The sequence below is a fragment of the Cryobacterium sp. CG_9.6 genome (assembly GCF_029893365.1).
Classification (GTDB): Bacteria; Actinomycetota; Actinomycetes; order Actinomycetales; family Microbacteriaceae; genus Cryobacterium.
On record NZ_JARXUZ010000001.1, the window covers coordinates 2,182,980 to 2,198,188 of the forward strand.

15 protein-coding genes are annotated in these 15,209 nt (G+C 64.7%); 7 read left to right on the forward strand and 8 right to left on the reverse strand.

Going from position 1 to position 15,209, the window contains the following annotated elements; all coding sequences use genetic code 11:
- Positions 1-4: 4 nt before the first annotated feature.
- The 4 genes from H4V99_RS10060 to H4V99_RS10075 form a co-directional block, all read right to left on the reverse strand.
- Positions 5-442: a flagellar protein FliS gene (locus tag H4V99_RS10060; RefSeq protein ID WP_280677895.1), complete on the reverse strand. Its 438-nt coding sequence runs from the start codon at positions 440-442 to the stop codon at positions 5-7.
- Positions 442-1,806 (reverse strand): flagellar filament capping protein FliD, encoded by a 1,365-nt coding sequence (gene fliD, locus H4V99_RS10065; protein WP_280677897.1) that lies wholly within the window; start codon positions 1,804-1,806, stop codon positions 442-444. Before fliD ends, H4V99_RS10060 begins: the two co-directional genes overlap by 1 nt.
- Before the next feature lie 124 nt (positions 1,807-1,930).
- Positions 1,931-3,067, reverse strand: coding sequence for a flagellin (locus tag H4V99_RS10070; RefSeq protein WP_280677899.1), 1,137 nt, complete (start codon positions 3,065-3,067; stop codon positions 1,931-1,933).
- A gap of 320 nt (positions 3,068-3,387) precedes the next feature.
- Positions 3,388-4,212: a sigma-70 family RNA polymerase sigma factor gene (locus H4V99_RS10075; RefSeq protein WP_280677901.1), complete on the reverse strand. Its 825-nt coding sequence runs from the start codon at positions 4,210-4,212 to the stop codon at positions 3,388-3,390.
- Between the two features lie 327 nt (positions 4,213-4,539).
- Between H4V99_RS10075 and H4V99_RS10080 the strand changes: the two genes are divergently transcribed.
- From H4V99_RS10080 to H4V99_RS10110, 7 genes are all read left to right on the forward strand, one after another.
- Complete coding sequence (locus H4V99_RS10080; RefSeq protein WP_280677903.1) at positions 4,540-5,025, forward strand: flagellar protein FlgN; 486 nt, start codon at positions 4,540-4,542, stop codon at positions 5,023-5,025.
- A gap of 10 nt (positions 5,026-5,035) precedes the next feature.
- Positions 5,036-6,433, forward strand: coding sequence for a flagellar hook-associated protein FlgK (gene flgK / locus H4V99_RS10085; protein ID WP_280677905.1), 1,398 nt, complete (start codon positions 5,036-5,038; stop codon positions 6,431-6,433).
- A gap of 3 nt (positions 6,434-6,436) precedes the next feature.
- Positions 6,437-7,318 carry a flagellar hook-associated protein FlgL gene (flgL, locus tag H4V99_RS10090; RefSeq protein WP_280677907.1) on the forward strand — a complete coding sequence of 294 codons (882 nt, stop codon included), beginning with the start codon at positions 6,437-6,439 and terminating at the stop codon, positions 7,316-7,318.
- Positions 7,315-7,692 (forward strand): flagellar assembly protein FliW, encoded by a 378-nt coding sequence (locus H4V99_RS10095; RefSeq protein ID WP_280677909.1) that lies wholly within the window; start codon positions 7,315-7,317, stop codon positions 7,690-7,692. Before flgL ends, H4V99_RS10095 begins: the two co-directional genes overlap by 4 nt.
- Before the next feature lie 231 nt (positions 7,693-7,923).
- A complete protein-coding gene (locus H4V99_RS10100) occupies positions 7,924-9,270 on the forward strand; it encodes a helix-turn-helix domain-containing protein (protein WP_280677912.1) in 1,347 nt (448 codons plus the stop codon).
- Positions 9,271-9,380: 110 nt separating this feature from the next.
- Complete coding sequence (locus H4V99_RS10105; protein ID WP_280677914.1) at positions 9,381-10,904, forward strand: aldehyde dehydrogenase family protein; 1,524 nt, start codon at positions 9,381-9,383, stop codon at positions 10,902-10,904.
- An 80-nt stretch (positions 10,905-10,984) separates the two neighbouring features.
- A complete protein-coding gene (locus tag H4V99_RS10110; protein WP_280677916.1) occupies positions 10,985-11,416 on the forward strand; it encodes a DUF779 domain-containing protein in 432 nt (143 codons plus the stop codon).
- Between the two features lie 11 nt (positions 11,417-11,427).
- Here H4V99_RS10110 and aroB read toward each other — a convergent pair whose 3' ends face one another.
- The 4 genes from aroB to H4V99_RS10130 are packed head-to-tail and all read right to left on the reverse strand — an operon-like array spanning position 11,428 to position 15,207.
- A complete protein-coding gene (gene aroB / locus H4V99_RS10115) occupies positions 11,428-12,576 on the reverse strand; it encodes a 3-dehydroquinate synthase (protein ID WP_280677918.1) in 1,149 nt (382 codons plus the stop codon).
- On the reverse strand, positions 12,573-13,109 hold the full coding sequence (locus H4V99_RS10120; RefSeq protein WP_280677920.1) for a shikimate kinase: 537 nt from the start codon (positions 13,107-13,109) through the stop codon (positions 12,573-12,575). The genes aroB and H4V99_RS10120 overlap by 4 nt, the downstream gene beginning before the upstream one ends.
- Positions 13,109-14,329, reverse strand: coding sequence for a chorismate synthase (aroC, locus tag H4V99_RS10125; protein ID WP_280677922.1), 1,221 nt, complete (start codon positions 14,327-14,329; stop codon positions 13,109-13,111). The genes H4V99_RS10120 and aroC overlap by 1 nt, the downstream gene beginning before the upstream one ends.
- Positions 14,330-14,334: 5 nt before the next feature.
- Positions 14,335-15,207 carry a shikimate dehydrogenase gene (locus H4V99_RS10130; protein WP_280677924.1) on the reverse strand — a complete coding sequence of 291 codons (873 nt, stop codon included), beginning with the start codon at positions 15,205-15,207 and terminating at the stop codon, positions 14,335-14,337.
- Positions 15,208-15,209: the final 2 nt, after the last annotated feature.

A 15,209-nucleotide genomic window follows, 5' to 3' on the forward strand; every position in this document is an offset into this window, starting at 1 on the left:
GGTATTAGCCAAAGCCGAGGGCGTTCCCCGTGGAACTCATCACCGGCTGGGCCGGCAACGATGCGGCTGCCTCGTGCCAGGTGACGCGCAGCGGCTCCAACAGGGTGATGCTCTCCTGCGTGCGCGCCACATCGCGGTGAGTGTTGGCACTCATGAGCGCGGTGGACACATAGGTGTAGAGGGCGAAGAGACCCTCGCCACCGTTCCACGCATCGACCCGCAGGGAGGTGGTGAGCTCGGAGATAATGGCCTGCGCGTGCAGCAAGTTCTCGCTCGCCACCGGCCAGTTCTGCTCGATCTGCGCCGCTTCGGCCCGGTTGAGGTCGAGCAGCAGGCGGTCGTAGAGCATGGTGAGCAGGCGCACCGGGGTGGCGCTGAGCACAGCTTCACGGTTGTAACGGGCGCGGCGGGCGTCGGCGTTGGGCATCATAAGGAGTGTCATTAGTTACTCATCGAGGTGGGTAGTGCGGACAGCTGAGAGGTGAGCCAGGCTGACTGCGAGTTCATCGCGCTCAGCTGTACCTCCAGCCCCGAATATGTGCGTTCGAGCGTGTCCCGACGGGAGGCGAGGCGCCGGTCCCAATCGGTGATCTGGTTTCCGAGGTCTTTCACCATGGATTGTTGACCGGTAATTCTCGAGGTGATCTGGCCGTCGTACTTGTCGGACGCATCCGTGGCCGCCGTGGCAATGCGGGACGCAATCTCCTGCACGGTGGCCTCGGTGCCGACCGGATCGGCCTTCAGTGCCGCCGCAAACTTGGTGGCGTCAAACTCCATGGTGCCGCTCTTGGTGATGCTGATGCCGAACTCGCTCGGCGACCGACCGTTTACCGGAGCGGATGCCGCAGCCAGAATTCGCTGGCTAATATCGCGTACCGTGCTGTCCCCGGTGAACGGACCGCTGGAGAGAATGGGCGCGCCGGAGGACGTGGTGCTGTTGACCACGGCCGACTTCGTGGCGATGAGCGCGAGCACACCGTTCAGTCCGCTCACGAGGTCGCTCGCCAGGGTGCTGATCGCAGCATCGTTGCGGGCAACCGTGACGCTCACGGAGTCGGCGGATGCCTTCGTTGCCGTAACCGAGAGGCCAGGTAGCAGGTCGGCGAACGTATTGGTCGCTGAGCTGATGCTCTGAGCCGCCGAGGTGCCGGCCCAGAGTGTGACCTTTGCGTCTTGAGCGGCGCGCACCTGGGTGAGCTCTGCAGGAGCGTCATTGGCGGGATCAGCAGAGCCGTCGCCATTGGCCACGGTGAAGCCGCCCGCCGCCCCGGTTTGCGTGGAGGTGAACTGCACCCGATAAACGGGATTGCCATCCGCATCCATACCGGCCGCAACCTTGACGGCGGTGACGCCGGCGTTGGCGTTGTTCACTGCCATGACAACATCATCGAGGTTGCTGGTGGTGGCCGAGATGTCGGTGCGCACGCCCGCGGCGCTGGTGATACTGAAGTTCTTGCCGGGCCAGGCCACAACGGCGTTGGAGACCGACACCTGGCGCTGGGCCAGCTGGTCAATTACGAGGTCAATCTGGCCGGCGCTCGCGCCCGACGACGCGATAACCGTTGCGGCACTGGAGCTACTCGTAGCTGAGTACAGGTCGAAGGCGCCGTCTTTGGCGGTCTTGGTGGCGAGCGTTGCCAGGCTGGCGACACTGGAGTTCAGCCCCTGGAGGGCCGAGATGAAGGATGTGGACTCGGAGACTTTGCTCTTCAGGATGGTCTGCGGACCAGCCTCGAGCGTCATGAGCGAGTTGATCAGGCCCGTGGTGTCCAGGCCGCTGACGAGGCCATCGATAGCCATCGACATGGCGATTCCTCTCCTGCTGTGGGGTCATGCCGGTGCGGAGTGCGCCAGCGACGGGGCGAGGTCCAGTTCGCCCCGCCACTGTCACACTTCTCGTTCAATCAGATGATGCGGTCACGCCTTCGATTTAGCGAAGGAGCTGCAGCACGCCCTGGTTGGACTGGTTCGCCTGAGCGAGCATGGCCGTGCCGGCCTGCGAGAGGATGTTTGCACGCGTGTACTTGACCATTTCCTCGGCCATGTCGGTGTCGCGAATTCGCGATCCGGCAGCGGTGAGGTTTTCCCGGGAGACGGCCAGGTTCTTGATAACACTCTCGAACCGGTTCTGGTTTGCACCAAGCTCAGCCCGAGCGGTGGAGATGTACTTGATCTCCAGGTCGATCGCCTCAATCGACTCCTTAGCGGCGCTCGCGGAACCAAAACCCATCGTGATCGTTCCAGGTGTCCCCGATACGTCAGCATCGAATACAAGGGGCGTGGTCGAGGTGTTCTGCATAACGGTGATTGCTGCAGTGCTGTTTGTGTTGGACGACACGACGAGGCTCCCGGCGTCATTCGTCGACGCTGAGAAGTTCTGTGCGAATGAAGCATCTTGGTTCAACAGCGTTGCCAGCTCTACGTCATTCGTGGCCACAGTCGCATCAACTGTAACTGTCGCACCATCCTGGGAGAACTGAAGCTTCTGGCCATAATCAATCAAAGCGGTTGCCGTGTTCTTGCCAGCAGATGCCGTGAAGTCAAGGTTGTCCACGACACTCGTGAGGTCAGCCTTGGACATGTCGACCGAGATCCTGCTGCTGGCTTCGTCGTTCGCGCCGATCTGGAAGCTCAGCGTCGGTTCTGAGCCGTCAAGAAGCTGGCGACCGTTGAAGTTCGTCGATTCGCTGATTCGCGTCAGCTCATCCCGAAGGGCACCAACTTCAGTAGTGATCGCAGCACGAGAATCATCGCTGTTCGAGTCGTTACCGGCCTGAACGGCGAGGTCACGCATGCGCTGCAAGATCGAGGTGACCTCGTTGAGCGAGCCTTCAGCGGTCTGGATAACGCTAATGGCGTCCTGGGCGTTGCGGCTGGCGACCGTGAGGCCACCGACCTGCGACTTCAGGCCTTCGGAAATTGCCAGGCCTGCAGCGTCATCCGCGGCGCGGTTGATGCGCAGGCCGCTGGACAGCTTCTCCAGCGACTTGGACAGGTCGTTCTGCGTTGTTGCGAGGTTGCGGTACGCGTTATTTGCCGCAATGTTGGTGTTTACCTGCATGCCCATGATGAATCCTCCGTGATTGGGTCTGAGTTCGTCTGGCCATCCATGGCCTGACACCTAGAGCTATCGGCCGGGGTGCGGGGTGGGTTAGGAGTTCGGGTGGGGAGTTTGGGGTGGGGCTTCGACAACCCGAGTCGCAGGATGGGGCGACCCTCTCGCCGGTTGAGGTCCGGCGAAACCATGGGGATTGATGCGAGGCTGGGAGAGGGGTTTCCGGGGAGGAGGGGGGTCTCGACAAGCTCGACCAACGTAGTGGGGCGCGACGAGCTGGAGGGATGTCCGGCAGGAGGGGGGTCTCGACAAGCTCGACCAACGAATTTGGGCTAGGAGGCTACCGGGATGCCGGGGGTGGGGAGGCGAGCAGCAGCCGCACGCGTCATGGCGACCGCGGAGTGGTCGGCCAGGCGCGCTAGGTAGGCGCTCCGGCGGGCCGGAGCGATGCGGGACTCGGGCACGTACTCGGTCTCGGCGTCGTCGGAGTAGTGAGTGCCGAGCCCGTCACGCATGAGACGAATGGCCTCGGCGCGCGTCTGGGACACGGCGGAGTGCGTAGTGCCAAGCTCCGCAGCAATATCTTTCACGGCGCGGTCTTCGAAGTAGATCTGCTCCACCACATAGCGGTACTTCTCGGGCAGGGCCGTGATCGAGGCGCGCAGGTAGTCGAGGCGCTCGGCCGCGAGCAGCGACTCCTCGGGAAGAATCGTGTCGGCAATGAGAAATTCGGTGGTGGTTTCGTCAATGGTCGTCACGGTGCGGGCGGCATCCGAAATGCCGGCCAGGGCTTCGGCACGGTCTACTCCGAGGGAGGCGGCAATCTCGTCCACATTCGGGGTGCGTCCGAGGGCGGCCGACAGGGTTTCCTGCACGGCGAGAGTCTCTTTGATGCGACGACGAGCGCCACGGGTGGCCCAGTCATTCGAGCGCATCTCATCGGCGAAGGCACCCACGATGCGACGGCGGGCGAAGGCTCCGAAGGGAACGCCGAGGTCGGGATTGAAGGCATCCGCTGAGGTGATGAGTGCCACGGCGCCGGCCGAAGCGAGGTCGTCACGGGAGAGGTGCCGGGCCTTGGCCCACACCTCGGACACGAGGTAACCCACGAGCGGAAGGTTCTCCACGACGAGGGCGTTGCGCTCTGAACGGTTCACGCTTATCCCCCGATTTATCGAGCAGCTTTTCGCGAAGTCGCGAGCCACCTGCACTGGCCATACACGCGTGAGAGAAACCTGTAAATATTTCCCTTTCGCGTGTTTCACAGCTTATTGGCATGTAGCAACGCTTATCTACCAAATGACCCCTCAATGTGGGTCGAATGTGTCCTCTCTTATGAGGACAGAAAACTCGTCGTCTTCTGGTCTTTTTCAGTATCGATTGACTAACGTGGGGGTAAGGCCTGCCGATAGTGCCTACGAATGCGTTGAATCCCTTGCACTTGCGGGCGGCACGGCACGAATCTGAGATGGTGGTTGACGCACATGGGTGCCAATGAACTGTCCGCGTTACTCTGGCGGGAACGTGAACTCTTGGAGCTTCTCGTCTTCAAGCTCGAAGAGGAGCAGCTTCTGCTGCAGGGCGGTAAAAACCGCTGGCTGCAGCACGCCACCCGTGAGGTGGAGCAGGTGCTCACCCTCGTTCGTGAAGCCGGCCTCGGCCGCTCCGTGGAGGTAGCTGCCCTCGCCGCCGAGTGGGGCACGAGTCAGGACGCCACACTGCGCGAGCTTGCCGCAAACGCTCCCTCCGGCCCGTGGGGCGACATTTTGTCCGCCCACCTGAAGGCCATGGCCGACCTCACCACCCAGATCAAAACCCTGCGCGACGTGAACGAACAGTTCATTAGGGCCGCCAGTCGGTCGATGCAGGAAACCATGGCGGGTCTTGCTCCCGCCGTGAACACCTACGACTCCCGCGGCGCCACCGGGGCATCTGCCCCCGACGCCCGTCTGTTCGACCGGAACCTGTAGGACCCGCGCGATGAGCACCTTCGGCGGTCTAAATACTGCGTATAGCGGCCTCGTGGCTGCGCGCAAGGGCCTCGACGTGGTGGGGCAGAACATCGCCAATGCGAACACGGCCGGGTACACGAGGCAGCGCGTCGAGACCTCCGCGATTGGCGCCACGGCGTCCACGGGCATGTTCACGAACGGCGTGCGCATTGGCCAGGGCGTTTCGGTAGACGGCATCGCTCGCCTCGGCAGCAGCCAACTCGACTCGCAGGTGCGCTTCTCCGCCGGAACCGCCGGGTACACCGCGGTGCGCGCCAACTCACTGAGCGCCCTCGAAGGTTCGCTCAACGAACCGGGTGAAAACGGACTCTCCGCCAAGCTCAGTGAGTTCTGGGCCGGCTGGCAGGTGCTCGCAAACGGTGCCGACACCTCCGCACCCGCCGCACTGCTGCTCGGCACAGCCGACGAACTCGTGACCCAGCTGGCCCAGGGCCGCGCGGCGGTGACGTCCGAGTGGACGAGCGTGCACACCGACCTGCGGGGAATGGTGAACGAGCTCAACTCCGCCGCCACGCAGGTTGCCGACCTGAACGAACGCATCCGCTCAACGGTCGCCTCGGGCGGCTCGGCGAATGAGCTGCTCGATCAGCGCGGGGCACTCACCACCACGATCGCCGCGCTCACCGGTGCCACCGTGCGCGAACTAGCCGACGGCACGGTTGACGTGCTCATCGGCGGCAATGCACTGGTGTCCGGCGGCCGGGCACACGCCCTGGCGTCGGCCGGCGCAACCACCATGGCGGGGGCCACGGACCCGGTCAAGCTCACGTGGGCCGAGCCCAGCCGCGCCGACACACCGGTTGTTGTTGAGGGCGGCGAGATCGCCGGCGCACTGTCGATGCTGTCCTCTGGCGGCCCGCTGGTGACAGCAGGCGCGTCGTATGACACGTTCGCCGCCGACCTCGCCAGCACGGTGAACGCCATCTATGGCGGTGACGGATTCTTCTCCGGCAACTCCGCCGCGACCCTGAGCGTTGTTCCCAAAGTCGGTTCAGCCGTGCGAGCCGGTGACACCACCCTGGGCATGTACGACGGCTCCATTGCCGACGCCATTGCGCAACTCGGCGCCGGCAAGGCAGTGGATGCCTCCGGCACGCCCATCGAATCCCCCAACTCCGCGTGGTCCGCGTTCGTCACCGGCATCGGCGTTGCGGCCAAGGCGGAGCTGCAGCAGGCGAGCGCGGCCAGCACGAGTGCGACATCTGCTGTGGGACGCCAACTCTCCAACGCCTCCGTGGATCTGGACGAAGAAAACGTCAACCTCCTCATGTTTCAGCACGCCTACCAGGGTGCCGCGCGCGTTCTCACCGCCGTGGACGAAATGCTCGACACCCTGATCAACCGCACCGGATTGGTGGGAAGGTAACCCATGCTCGATCGCGTCACCAGCCAGACCCAGATGCGCTCCGCCCAGCGCAACCTGCAGGACAACATGGCCAACATGTCGAAGTTGCAAGAGCAGGCGAGCTCGCTCAAGGCGATCAATCGCCCCTCCGACGACCCCACCGCCGCCGCCGCGGCCATGTCGGTTCGCGCCGAGATTCGTGCCAACGCCCAGTACAGCCGCAACGCCGACAACGGCAACGACTGGCTCACCACGGTGGACTCGGCACTCTCGGCCGCGACCAACATCATGAACCGCGTGCGCGACCTCACGGTGCAGGGCGGCAACGGCGCCCTCGCCCCCGCTGCGAGGGAGGCCATTGCGGTAGAACTCGACGGCCTGAAAGACGACCTGCTGGGCGTCGCCAACACCTCCTACCTCGGCCGCACGGTCTTTGCCGGCAGTTCCGACAAGGGCTCCGCCTTCACGAGCGACACGTACGCGTTTGCAGGGGCTACGGACAGCGCCGTCACTCGCCGCATCGGTGCCGACACGACCATTCGAGTGGATGCCGATGGCAGCGCCATCTTCGGAGACAGAGAGTTGTCGGTCTTCGCCCTGATCGATGACATTGCCAGCACACTGCGTGGGGGAAGCCAGCCGAACCAGCTCACGAGTATCGATGGGCGGCTCAGCACCATCATTGGTGAACGCTCCGAGGTGGGTGCGCGTCAGGCCCGCATGGAGCGCGCGCAGGGCACGCTGCTCGGGCAGTCCGGCACGCTCGAGGCGCAGCGATCCGGCATCGAAGACATCGACCTGGCCCAGGTGATCGTGGACCTCAAGCTTCAGGAGGTCACCTACCAGTCGGCTCTCGCCGTCACCGCCCGGGTGTTGCAGCCCACACTGATGGACTTTCTGCGATGACCGCCACCCTCACGTTCGTCACACCCCCGCCCGGGCTGGCTCCCCTCACCGACTTCACGCTCAACATGGTGGAGGGCGCAAACGGACTGTACTCCCTGCAGGCGGTTCCGAACCCGAGCACGCGGCTGTATGTGCTCGACGCCGCGGTGTATCTGCCGGAGTACACGCCGTATATTTCTGCCGAGCAGTCCGGGTCGCTCTCGATCACCGAGCCCACGGATGCCCTCGTGCTCGTGGTCGTGAACCCCGGCGAGGGCACCACCACGGTGAACCTGATGGCGCCGATCGTGGTGAACGCAACGACGGGCGTGTGCGCCCAGCTCATTCTTGAGGGTCAGGACTGGCCGCTGCGCGCCGAGCTGAGTGCTGCGTAAGCAGCCGGTTGCAGGGATGGGTCGCGAGGTTTCGACGGGGCTCAACCAGCGGGGGCTTGGTTTCGACGGGGCTCAACCAGCGGGCCTGACGGAGCTCGGGCTGCGGGGGCTGGGTTTCGACGGGGCTCAACCAGCGAGCCTGACGGGGCTCAACCAGCGAGAGTACGAGGTTTTGACGGGCTGTGGCCCTAGACTGGCACTCCGCCGTACCAGTGCAGATCGGAGGATTCAGTGACCGGCCCCTGGCTGTCTACCGCGTCAAAGGCGAACGCAGCCGAACGGGTTGTGGAGAAGGCCCACGAATCCGCCGTCTCCGACCTCAGACAGAGCGCCGGTGTGCGCAAGCTGGTGCAGGACTCCTGGCAACGTTCCCTGTCCCTCAGCCTTGACCCCACCAGTGTTGCCCCGGAGCGTGCACTCACCGACGCCGAACTCCGCGAGTTGCGCAACCAGCATCCGCTGGCCTCCGTGCTGCCCGTGGTGCACAATCTGTTGATTCGCCACGCATTCGATTCCCAGCTGATTGTGGCCATCGGTGATGAGTCCGGCCGTCTGCTCTGGGTCGACGGCGACCGCGTGCTGCGCGGCAAGGTGGAGGAAATGCTCTTTGTGGAGGGCGCCGACTGGTCCGAGCGGCGGGTGGGCACGAGCGCTCCGGGCACCGCACTCGCGCTCAATCGCGGCATTCAAATTCGTCGCGCCGAGCACTTCAACACGCTGGCGCACCCGTGGAGCTGCACCGCCGTTCCCATTCACGACCCCGACACGGGCAAGATCCTCGGTGTGATCGACATCACGGGCGGCGACGAGGCCGTGGCGCCGCACACCCTTCCGCTCGTGGAGGCCGCCGTGGCCGCCATGGAAGCCGAGCTGCGCATTCAGCGCCTCGGAATTGCCCCACGTGAATTCACGGCGCCCCGCCCCGAACCCCGCATCAGTGCGGCCCCCTACCGCGCCCCCGCCCCGGTGAGCCTCAACGTGCTCGGCAGTGACAACGGACACCTCGAAAGCGGCAGCCTGTCCGTTGACCTCAGCCCCCGCCACGCCGAAATTCTGGCGCTGCTGGCCTGGCATCGTGAGGGTCTTTCGGCCGATCGCCTCGCCCTGCTGCTCAGCGACAGCGGCTACGCCGTGGACACCCTGCGCGCCGAAATGGTGCGCGTGCGCAAGGTGCTGCAGCTCTTCGCACCCCGCGTCGTCATCAGTTCCCGCCCGTACCGCCTGGAAACACCGCTCGAAATCGACGCCCAGCGCGTGCTCGCCTTTCTGGAACGCGGCGCACACCGCGTGGCTCTGGGCGCCTACCGCGGGCCGGTGCTGCCCAATTCGAGCGCCCCCGGCATCGCCGACATCCGCTCCGAAGTCAGCGCTCGACTGCGCGAAGCGATGCTCACGGATGCCTCGGTGGAGGTACTCCTGGACTACGCTCGCTCCGAGGAATCCACGTGGGACACCGAGGTGTGGCGTGCGTGCCTGGAGCGGTTACCGGCGCGTTCCCCCAAACGTGCCACCGTGGTGGCGCGCCTGCAACGCATCGACGCCGAGCTGAAACCCGTGGCCCAGTCGCGGTTTCGCTAGCCTGACTTCTGGCTGTGCGTTGCAACCTTTCGCAACGTTGGCTTTTCTAAACTCTTCCTCAAGGCCGCGGAATGCGGCCGTCCCGACATCGTCGTCGAAATAGGAGTGTCATGACCGTATACGCAGCGCCCGGTACCCCGGACGCACTGGTGAACTTCAAGCCCCGCTACGAGAACTGGATCGGTGGCGAGTGGGTCGCCCCCGTCAAAGGCGAGTACTTCGAAGACATCACACCCGTCACAGGCCGCCCGTTCACCGAGGTCGCCCGTGGAACCGCCGAAGATATTGAACTCGCACTCGATGCCGCGCACAAGGCCGCACCGGCCTGGGGCAAGACCAGCGCCACCGAGCGCGCCGCCGTTCTGAACCGCATTGCCGACAAGATCGACGCCAACCTTGAAATGCTGTCCGTGGCCGAGACCTGGGACAACGGCAAGGCCATTCGCGAGACCCTCAACGCCGACATTCCGCTGGCCGCCGACCACTTCCGCTACTTTGCGGCCGCAATCCGCGCCCAGGACGGCGACCACGCCCAGATCGACAACGACACCGTGGCGTACCAGTTCCACGAGCCGCTCGGCGTCGTGGGCCAGATCATCCCCTGGAACTTCCCCATCCTCATGGCCGTCTGGAAGCTCGCCCCGGCGCTGGCTGCCGGCAACACTGTGGTGCTGAAGCCCGCCGAGCAGACCCCCGCGTCGATCCTCGTTCTGATCGAGCTCATTGGCGACATCCTCCCCCCGGGAGTGGTGAACATCGTGAACGGTTTCGGCCTCGAAGCCGGCAAGCCGCTCGCCTCCTCGAACCGCATTCGCAAGATCGCGTTCACGGGTGAGACCACCACGGGCCGCCTCATTTTGCAGTACGCCAGCGCCAACATCATTCCTTCCACCGTGGAGCTCGGCGGCAAGAGCCCGAACATCTTCTTCAGCGACGTGGCACAGGAAAACGACGCCTTCTACGACAAGGCACAGGAAGGCTTCGCCCTCTTTGCCTTCAACCAGGGCGAGGTGTGCACCGCGCCGAGCCGTGCGCTTATTCAGAAGTCGATTTACGACAGCTTCCTCGGCGACGCCGTGAAGCGCACCAGCCTTGCAATTCAGGGCAACCCGCTCGACACGTCGACGCAGGTAGGTGCTCAGGCCAGCAACGACCAGCTCGAGAAGATTCTGTCCTACATCGACATCGGTAAGAAGGAGGGCGCAAAGCTGGCCCTCGGTGGCGAACGCGCCGACCTCGGCGGAGACCTCACCGGCGGCTACTACGTGCAGCCCACCATCTTCGAAGGCCACAACAAGATGCGTCTGTTCCAGGAGGAGATCTTCGGACCGGTCCTCGCCGTCACGAGCTTCACCGACTACGACGACGCTATCTCCATCGCCAACGACACCATTTACGGTCTGGGTGCCGGCGTGTGGTCGCGTAACGGAAACGTGGCCTACCGCGCGGGCCGTGACATTCAGGCCGGGCGCGTGTGGGTCAACAACTACCACGCCTATCCCGCCGGCGCGGCCTTCGGTGGTTACAAGAGCTCCGGCATCGGCCGCGAGAACAACAAGCTCGCTCTCGATCACTACCAGCAGACGAAGAACCTGCTCGTCTCCTACTCGGAGAATGCGCTCGGCTTCTTCTAAGCCGACAGGACTACTGTGGGGGCTGTCAACGACGACGTGTCGTTGACAGCCCCCATTTTCTCTATCGGAAAGGGCCTGCAATGCCAGAAGTACTCGCTACCGAAACCGTGATGGCCGACGTCACCATCGCCGGGGAGACGCTCCCCCGGGTTGAACTGTCACCGGTGGCTGTTGACCTGCTGCGAAGCCTGTGGGCCGAGCACGGTCCCCTCATGTTTCACCAGTCCGGCGGCTGCTGCGACGGCAGCTCGCCCATGTGCTTCATGGCGGGTGAGTTCATCACCTCCGACCAGGACGTACTGCTCGGCCGACTTAACATTGCCCCCACGGGTGAGCCCGCCCAGAGCATTGATTTTTGGATGTCGGCCGAACAGTTTGCCTACTGGAGTCACACCTTCCTCACGGTGGATGTGGTTCCCGGTCGCGGCAGCGGCTTCTCGGCCGAAGCTCCACGCGGCGTGCGTTTTCTCATCCGCTCACGCCTGATGGAGACCGCCGTCCCCTTCGCGTAGCTAGGTGGGTCTTAAGAGCCGATTGCCTGGTACGCCGAGAACAGCAGCGACGCGTCGGGGCCTTCCAGAATGGTGGGCTTTCCAATGTCGTCGAGCACCACGAAGCGCAGCATTCCGCTGCGGGTCTTCTTGTCCCGCTGCATGGTGGCCAGCAGCGTGCTCCAGCGACCCACCGGGTAGGTCGTCGGCAGCGTCAGCGACTCGAGGATACGACGATGGCGGTCAACCGCGTCCACCGAGAGTCGGCCGCTCAGCGCGGCGAGCTCGGCGGCGAACATCATGCCCACCCCCACGGCCGCACCGTGGCGCCAGCCGTAGCGCTCGGCGTGCTCCACGGCGTGTCCGAGGGTGTGTCCATAGTTGAGAATCTCGCGCAGGCCATCCTCCTTGAAGTCGGCCCCCACGATGCGGGCCTTCATCTCGATGGAGAGTTCGATCAGGCGACGGAATTCGGGGGTGGTGGGATCGGTCGCCACGGCGACATCCGCTTCGAGAATGTCGAGAATCTCGGGAACCTGAATGAACCCGGCCTTCACGATTTCGGCAAAGCCCGCAAGAATCTCGTTGCGTGGCAGCTGCTCGAGCAGGTCGAGGTCGCAGATCACGGCCGCGGGTGCCCGGAAGGTGCCCACGAGGTTCTTGCCCTCGGCCGTGTTAATGCCGTTCTTGCCGCCCACGGCGGCGTCCACCATGCCCAGCACGCTCGTGGGAATCTGAACGAGCTTCACGCCGCGCAGCCAGGTGGCCGCCACAAAGCCGGCCAGGTCGGTGACCGCGCCGCCGCCGAGACCGATCACGGCGTCGGTACGACTGAAGTCGGCCTGACCCATCACCTGCCAGCAGAACGCGGCCACCTCCACCCGCTTGGCGGGCTCGGCGTCGGGAACCTCGGCAATCATCACCTCGTAGGAGTCCATCAGGCTCTCCCGCAGGGCCACGGCGCGCGCTCCGAGCGTGGACGTGTGCACGATAAGAACCTTGCGCACCTCGGTTCCGAGCTCCTGTGCCACGGAACCCACGAGGCCGTTACCCACGTACACGGGGTAGCTGTCCTCGCCACTCACGGTGATAACGGTCGTTCCGGGCACGGAGGCGAGCGGTGCGGAGGCGAGCGGTGCGGAGGCGAGCGGTTCGGATGCGGAGCGTTCTGTTTCAGTCATGATCTCTTTCTAACCCAGTCCACGATCTCGTCGGCGATACGGCCGATGGGACGGTGTGACGTATCGAAGTGGATGCTTGCCAGCGCCTCATAGAGCGGGCGCCGTTGGTCAAATATGCGTTGCCAATCGGCCGTGCCGTTGGCCAGAAGCGGTCGTTTGGTGCCACCGATACGTTTGGCAACGGCGGCGGCGTTCACGCTGAGGTACACCACGGTGTGGTCGGCCAGCTCAGCCTGTGTGTCGAGGTCGAGGATCGCCCCGCCGCCGAGCGAAACAACGCTCGGGGCCAGGAGAGCCTCGGCAACCACGGTGCGTTCAATCACGCGAAAGTAGTCTTCACCCTCGCGGGCAAAGATCTCGCTGATCGGGCCGTACCGGGCCACGATGATCTTGTCGGTGTCGACAAACGGCACGCCGAGGCCGCGAGCCACGCGCTTGCCGATCTTGCTCTTGCCGGCCGCCATCGGCCCAATGAACACGAGTGGATACGGCCGCAGCGCGGCCGTATCGCGCCCACTCGTATCGTGTGTCACTACAGCGAAGCGTCGCTCGACGCGCCCGTCTTGAGGTTCTCGGGCATGTGCGCGAGGTAGGACTCCAGGTTGCGACGAGTCTCCCCAATCGAGTCCCCACCAAACTTCTCGAGTACCGAGTTGGCGAGCACGAGCGCCACCATGGCTTCGGCCACCACACCGGCCGCCGGCACCGCACACACGTCGGACCGCTGGTGGTGAGCCGGGGCGGCCTCGCTCGTGGCCACATCCACGGTGCGAAGCGCCCGCGGAATGGTGGCGATCGGCTTCATGCCCGCACGAACCCGCAGCACGGTTCCGGTGCTCATGCCACCCTCGGTGCCGCCGGCCTTGTCGCTGGCACGCTGAATGGCGCCGTCCGACATCACCAGTTCGTCGTGTGCCACCGAGCCGCGTCGGGTGGTGGTGAGAAAGCCCTCGCCCACCTCCACGCCCTTGATCGCCTGAATACCCATCAGGGCGGCGGCAAGCTGCGAGTCGAGTCGGCGGTCCCAGTGCACGAAGGAACCGAGCCCGGGGGGAAGGTTGTAGGCGAGCACCTCGACGACTCCACCGAGGGTGTCACCGTCACGGTGAGCCGCATCAACCTCGGCCACCATCAGAGCGGATGTCTCAGGATCGAAACAGCGCATCAGATCGGCATCGAGGGTGTCCACGTCGCTCGGCTGAGGTAACGGCGCGTTTTCGGGCACGCGGACCGGACCGATGGCCAGGGTGTGACTCACGAGAGTGATCCCCAGTTCGGCCAGGAACGAGCGCGCCACGGCGCCAAGAGCAACCCGAGCGGCGGTCTCTCGGGCGCTGGCACGCTCCAACACCGGACGGGCCTCGTCAAAGTCGTACTTCTGCATCCCCACGAGGTCGGCGTGGCCGGGTCGGGGGCGGGTGAGCGGGGCACCACGACCGCGCAGGGCGAGCGCAGCCTCGGCCTCGGCACCGATCGGGTCGGCGCTCATCACATCCACCCACTTGGGCCATTCGGAGTTGCCGATGCGCACGGCCACCGGGCCACCGAGGGTGAGACCGTAACGTACTCCCGTGCTGAGCGTGAGCTCATCCTGCTCGAATTTCATGCGCGCCCCCCGCCCGTAGCCGAGTTTTCGGCGCGCAAGGTCGAGGCGGATCGCATCTAGAGTAACCGGGATTCCAGCGGGCAAACCCTCGATAATAGCGATGAGTTCGGGGCCGTGAGATTCTCCGGCAGTGAGCCAACGAAGCATGGTTCCTATCCTTCCACAGGGTCACGGGTCAAGACGCCGCGCATGGCCGCGAGCACCTCGTCTTCGCCGTCGAGGGGCACGAGGGGGTCACCGCCCACGAAGATGCGGTCTTGAATGAGAGCTTGGTGTAACAGCATGCCGAGGCCCGACAATACGGTGCCGCCGCTGGCCTGCCACGACATGGCCAGCGCGCTTGGCCAGGGCGAATACGCCACGTCAAAGAGCGGAACATGCCGGCGGAGCGCGGTGGGGAATTCTCCCGAAATGGTGCTGCCGCCCGGCAGCGTGCTAATGACCAGATCACTCGTGGACTGGGCCTGAGCAAGCTCGGTCAGGGGCGACACCGTCACGGTGAGGCCCACTCTTGTACCGAGTTCTACGAGGGCGAGCGCGCGCGTGGGGTCCCGCACAATCACGGCGAGATCGGCCGCACCCAGTTCCGCCGCCGCCACGACCGCCGAACTTGCCGTTGCCCCGGCGCCCAGGAGCGTCACATGCCGGGCCCGGGTGACCCCATTCTCGGCCAGGGCACGCACGAGACCGGCCACATCCGTGTTGAAACCACTGAGCCGACGTGGACCGCCGGGACCGCCCGGCGGCGTGATCAGCACGGTGTTGACAGACCCGGTCAGCTGGGCCACCAGATCGAGGTCGTCAATGAGCGGTAGCACCTCGTGCTTGAGCGGCATCGTGAGCGAGAGGCCTCGCCACTCGGGACCGAGCACGTCAATGAAGGACTCGAGCTCACCAGCCCGCACCTCGTGCGCCTCATAGCGCCAGTTCAGTCCCAGCGCCCGATACGCGGCCTGGTGCAACGCGGGTGAGCGTGAGTGCGCAATGGGTGAGCCGAGTACAGCAAACCGAGGGGCGTGAGGCATGG

Coding starts and splice junctions, on each gene's coding strand:
- H4V99_RS10070 (WP_280677899.1), bottom strand. CDS start 3,067: ATGGGCATGCAGGTAAACACCAACATTGCGGCAAATAACGCGTACCGC.
- flgL (WP_280677907.1), top strand. CDS start 6,437: ATGCTCGATCGCGTCACCAGCCAGACCCAGATGCGCTCCGCCCAGCGC.
- H4V99_RS10095 (WP_280677909.1), top strand. CDS start 7,315: ATGACCGCCACCCTCACGTTCGTCACACCCCCGCCCGGGCTGGCTCCC.
- flgK (WP_280677905.1), top strand. CDS start 5,036: ATGAGCACCTTCGGCGGTCTAAATACTGCGTATAGCGGCCTCGTGGCT.
- aroC (WP_280677922.1), bottom strand. CDS start 14,329: ATGCTTCGTTGGCTCACTGCCGGAGAATCTCACGGCCCCGAACTCATC.
- H4V99_RS10105 (WP_280677914.1), top strand. CDS start 9,381: ATGACCGTATACGCAGCGCCCGGTACCCCGGACGCACTGGTGAACTTC.
- H4V99_RS10060 (WP_280677895.1), bottom strand. CDS start 442: ATGACACTCCTTATGATGCCCAACGCCGACGCCCGCCGCGCCCGTTAC.
- H4V99_RS10130 (WP_280677924.1), bottom strand. CDS start 15,207: ATGCCTCACGCCCCTCGGTTTGCTGTACTCGGCTCACCCATTGCGCAC.
- H4V99_RS10110 (WP_280677916.1), top strand. CDS start 10,985: ATGCCAGAAGTACTCGCTACCGAAACCGTGATGGCCGACGTCACCATC.
- fliD (WP_280677897.1), bottom strand. CDS start 1,806: ATGTCGATGGCTATCGATGGCCTCGTCAGCGGCCTGGACACCACGGGC.
- aroB (WP_280677918.1), bottom strand. CDS start 12,576: ATGACTGAAACAGAACGCTCCGCATCCGAACCGCTCGCCTCCGCACCG.
- H4V99_RS10080 (WP_280677903.1), top strand. CDS start 4,540: ATGGGTGCCAATGAACTGTCCGCGTTACTCTGGCGGGAACGTGAACTC.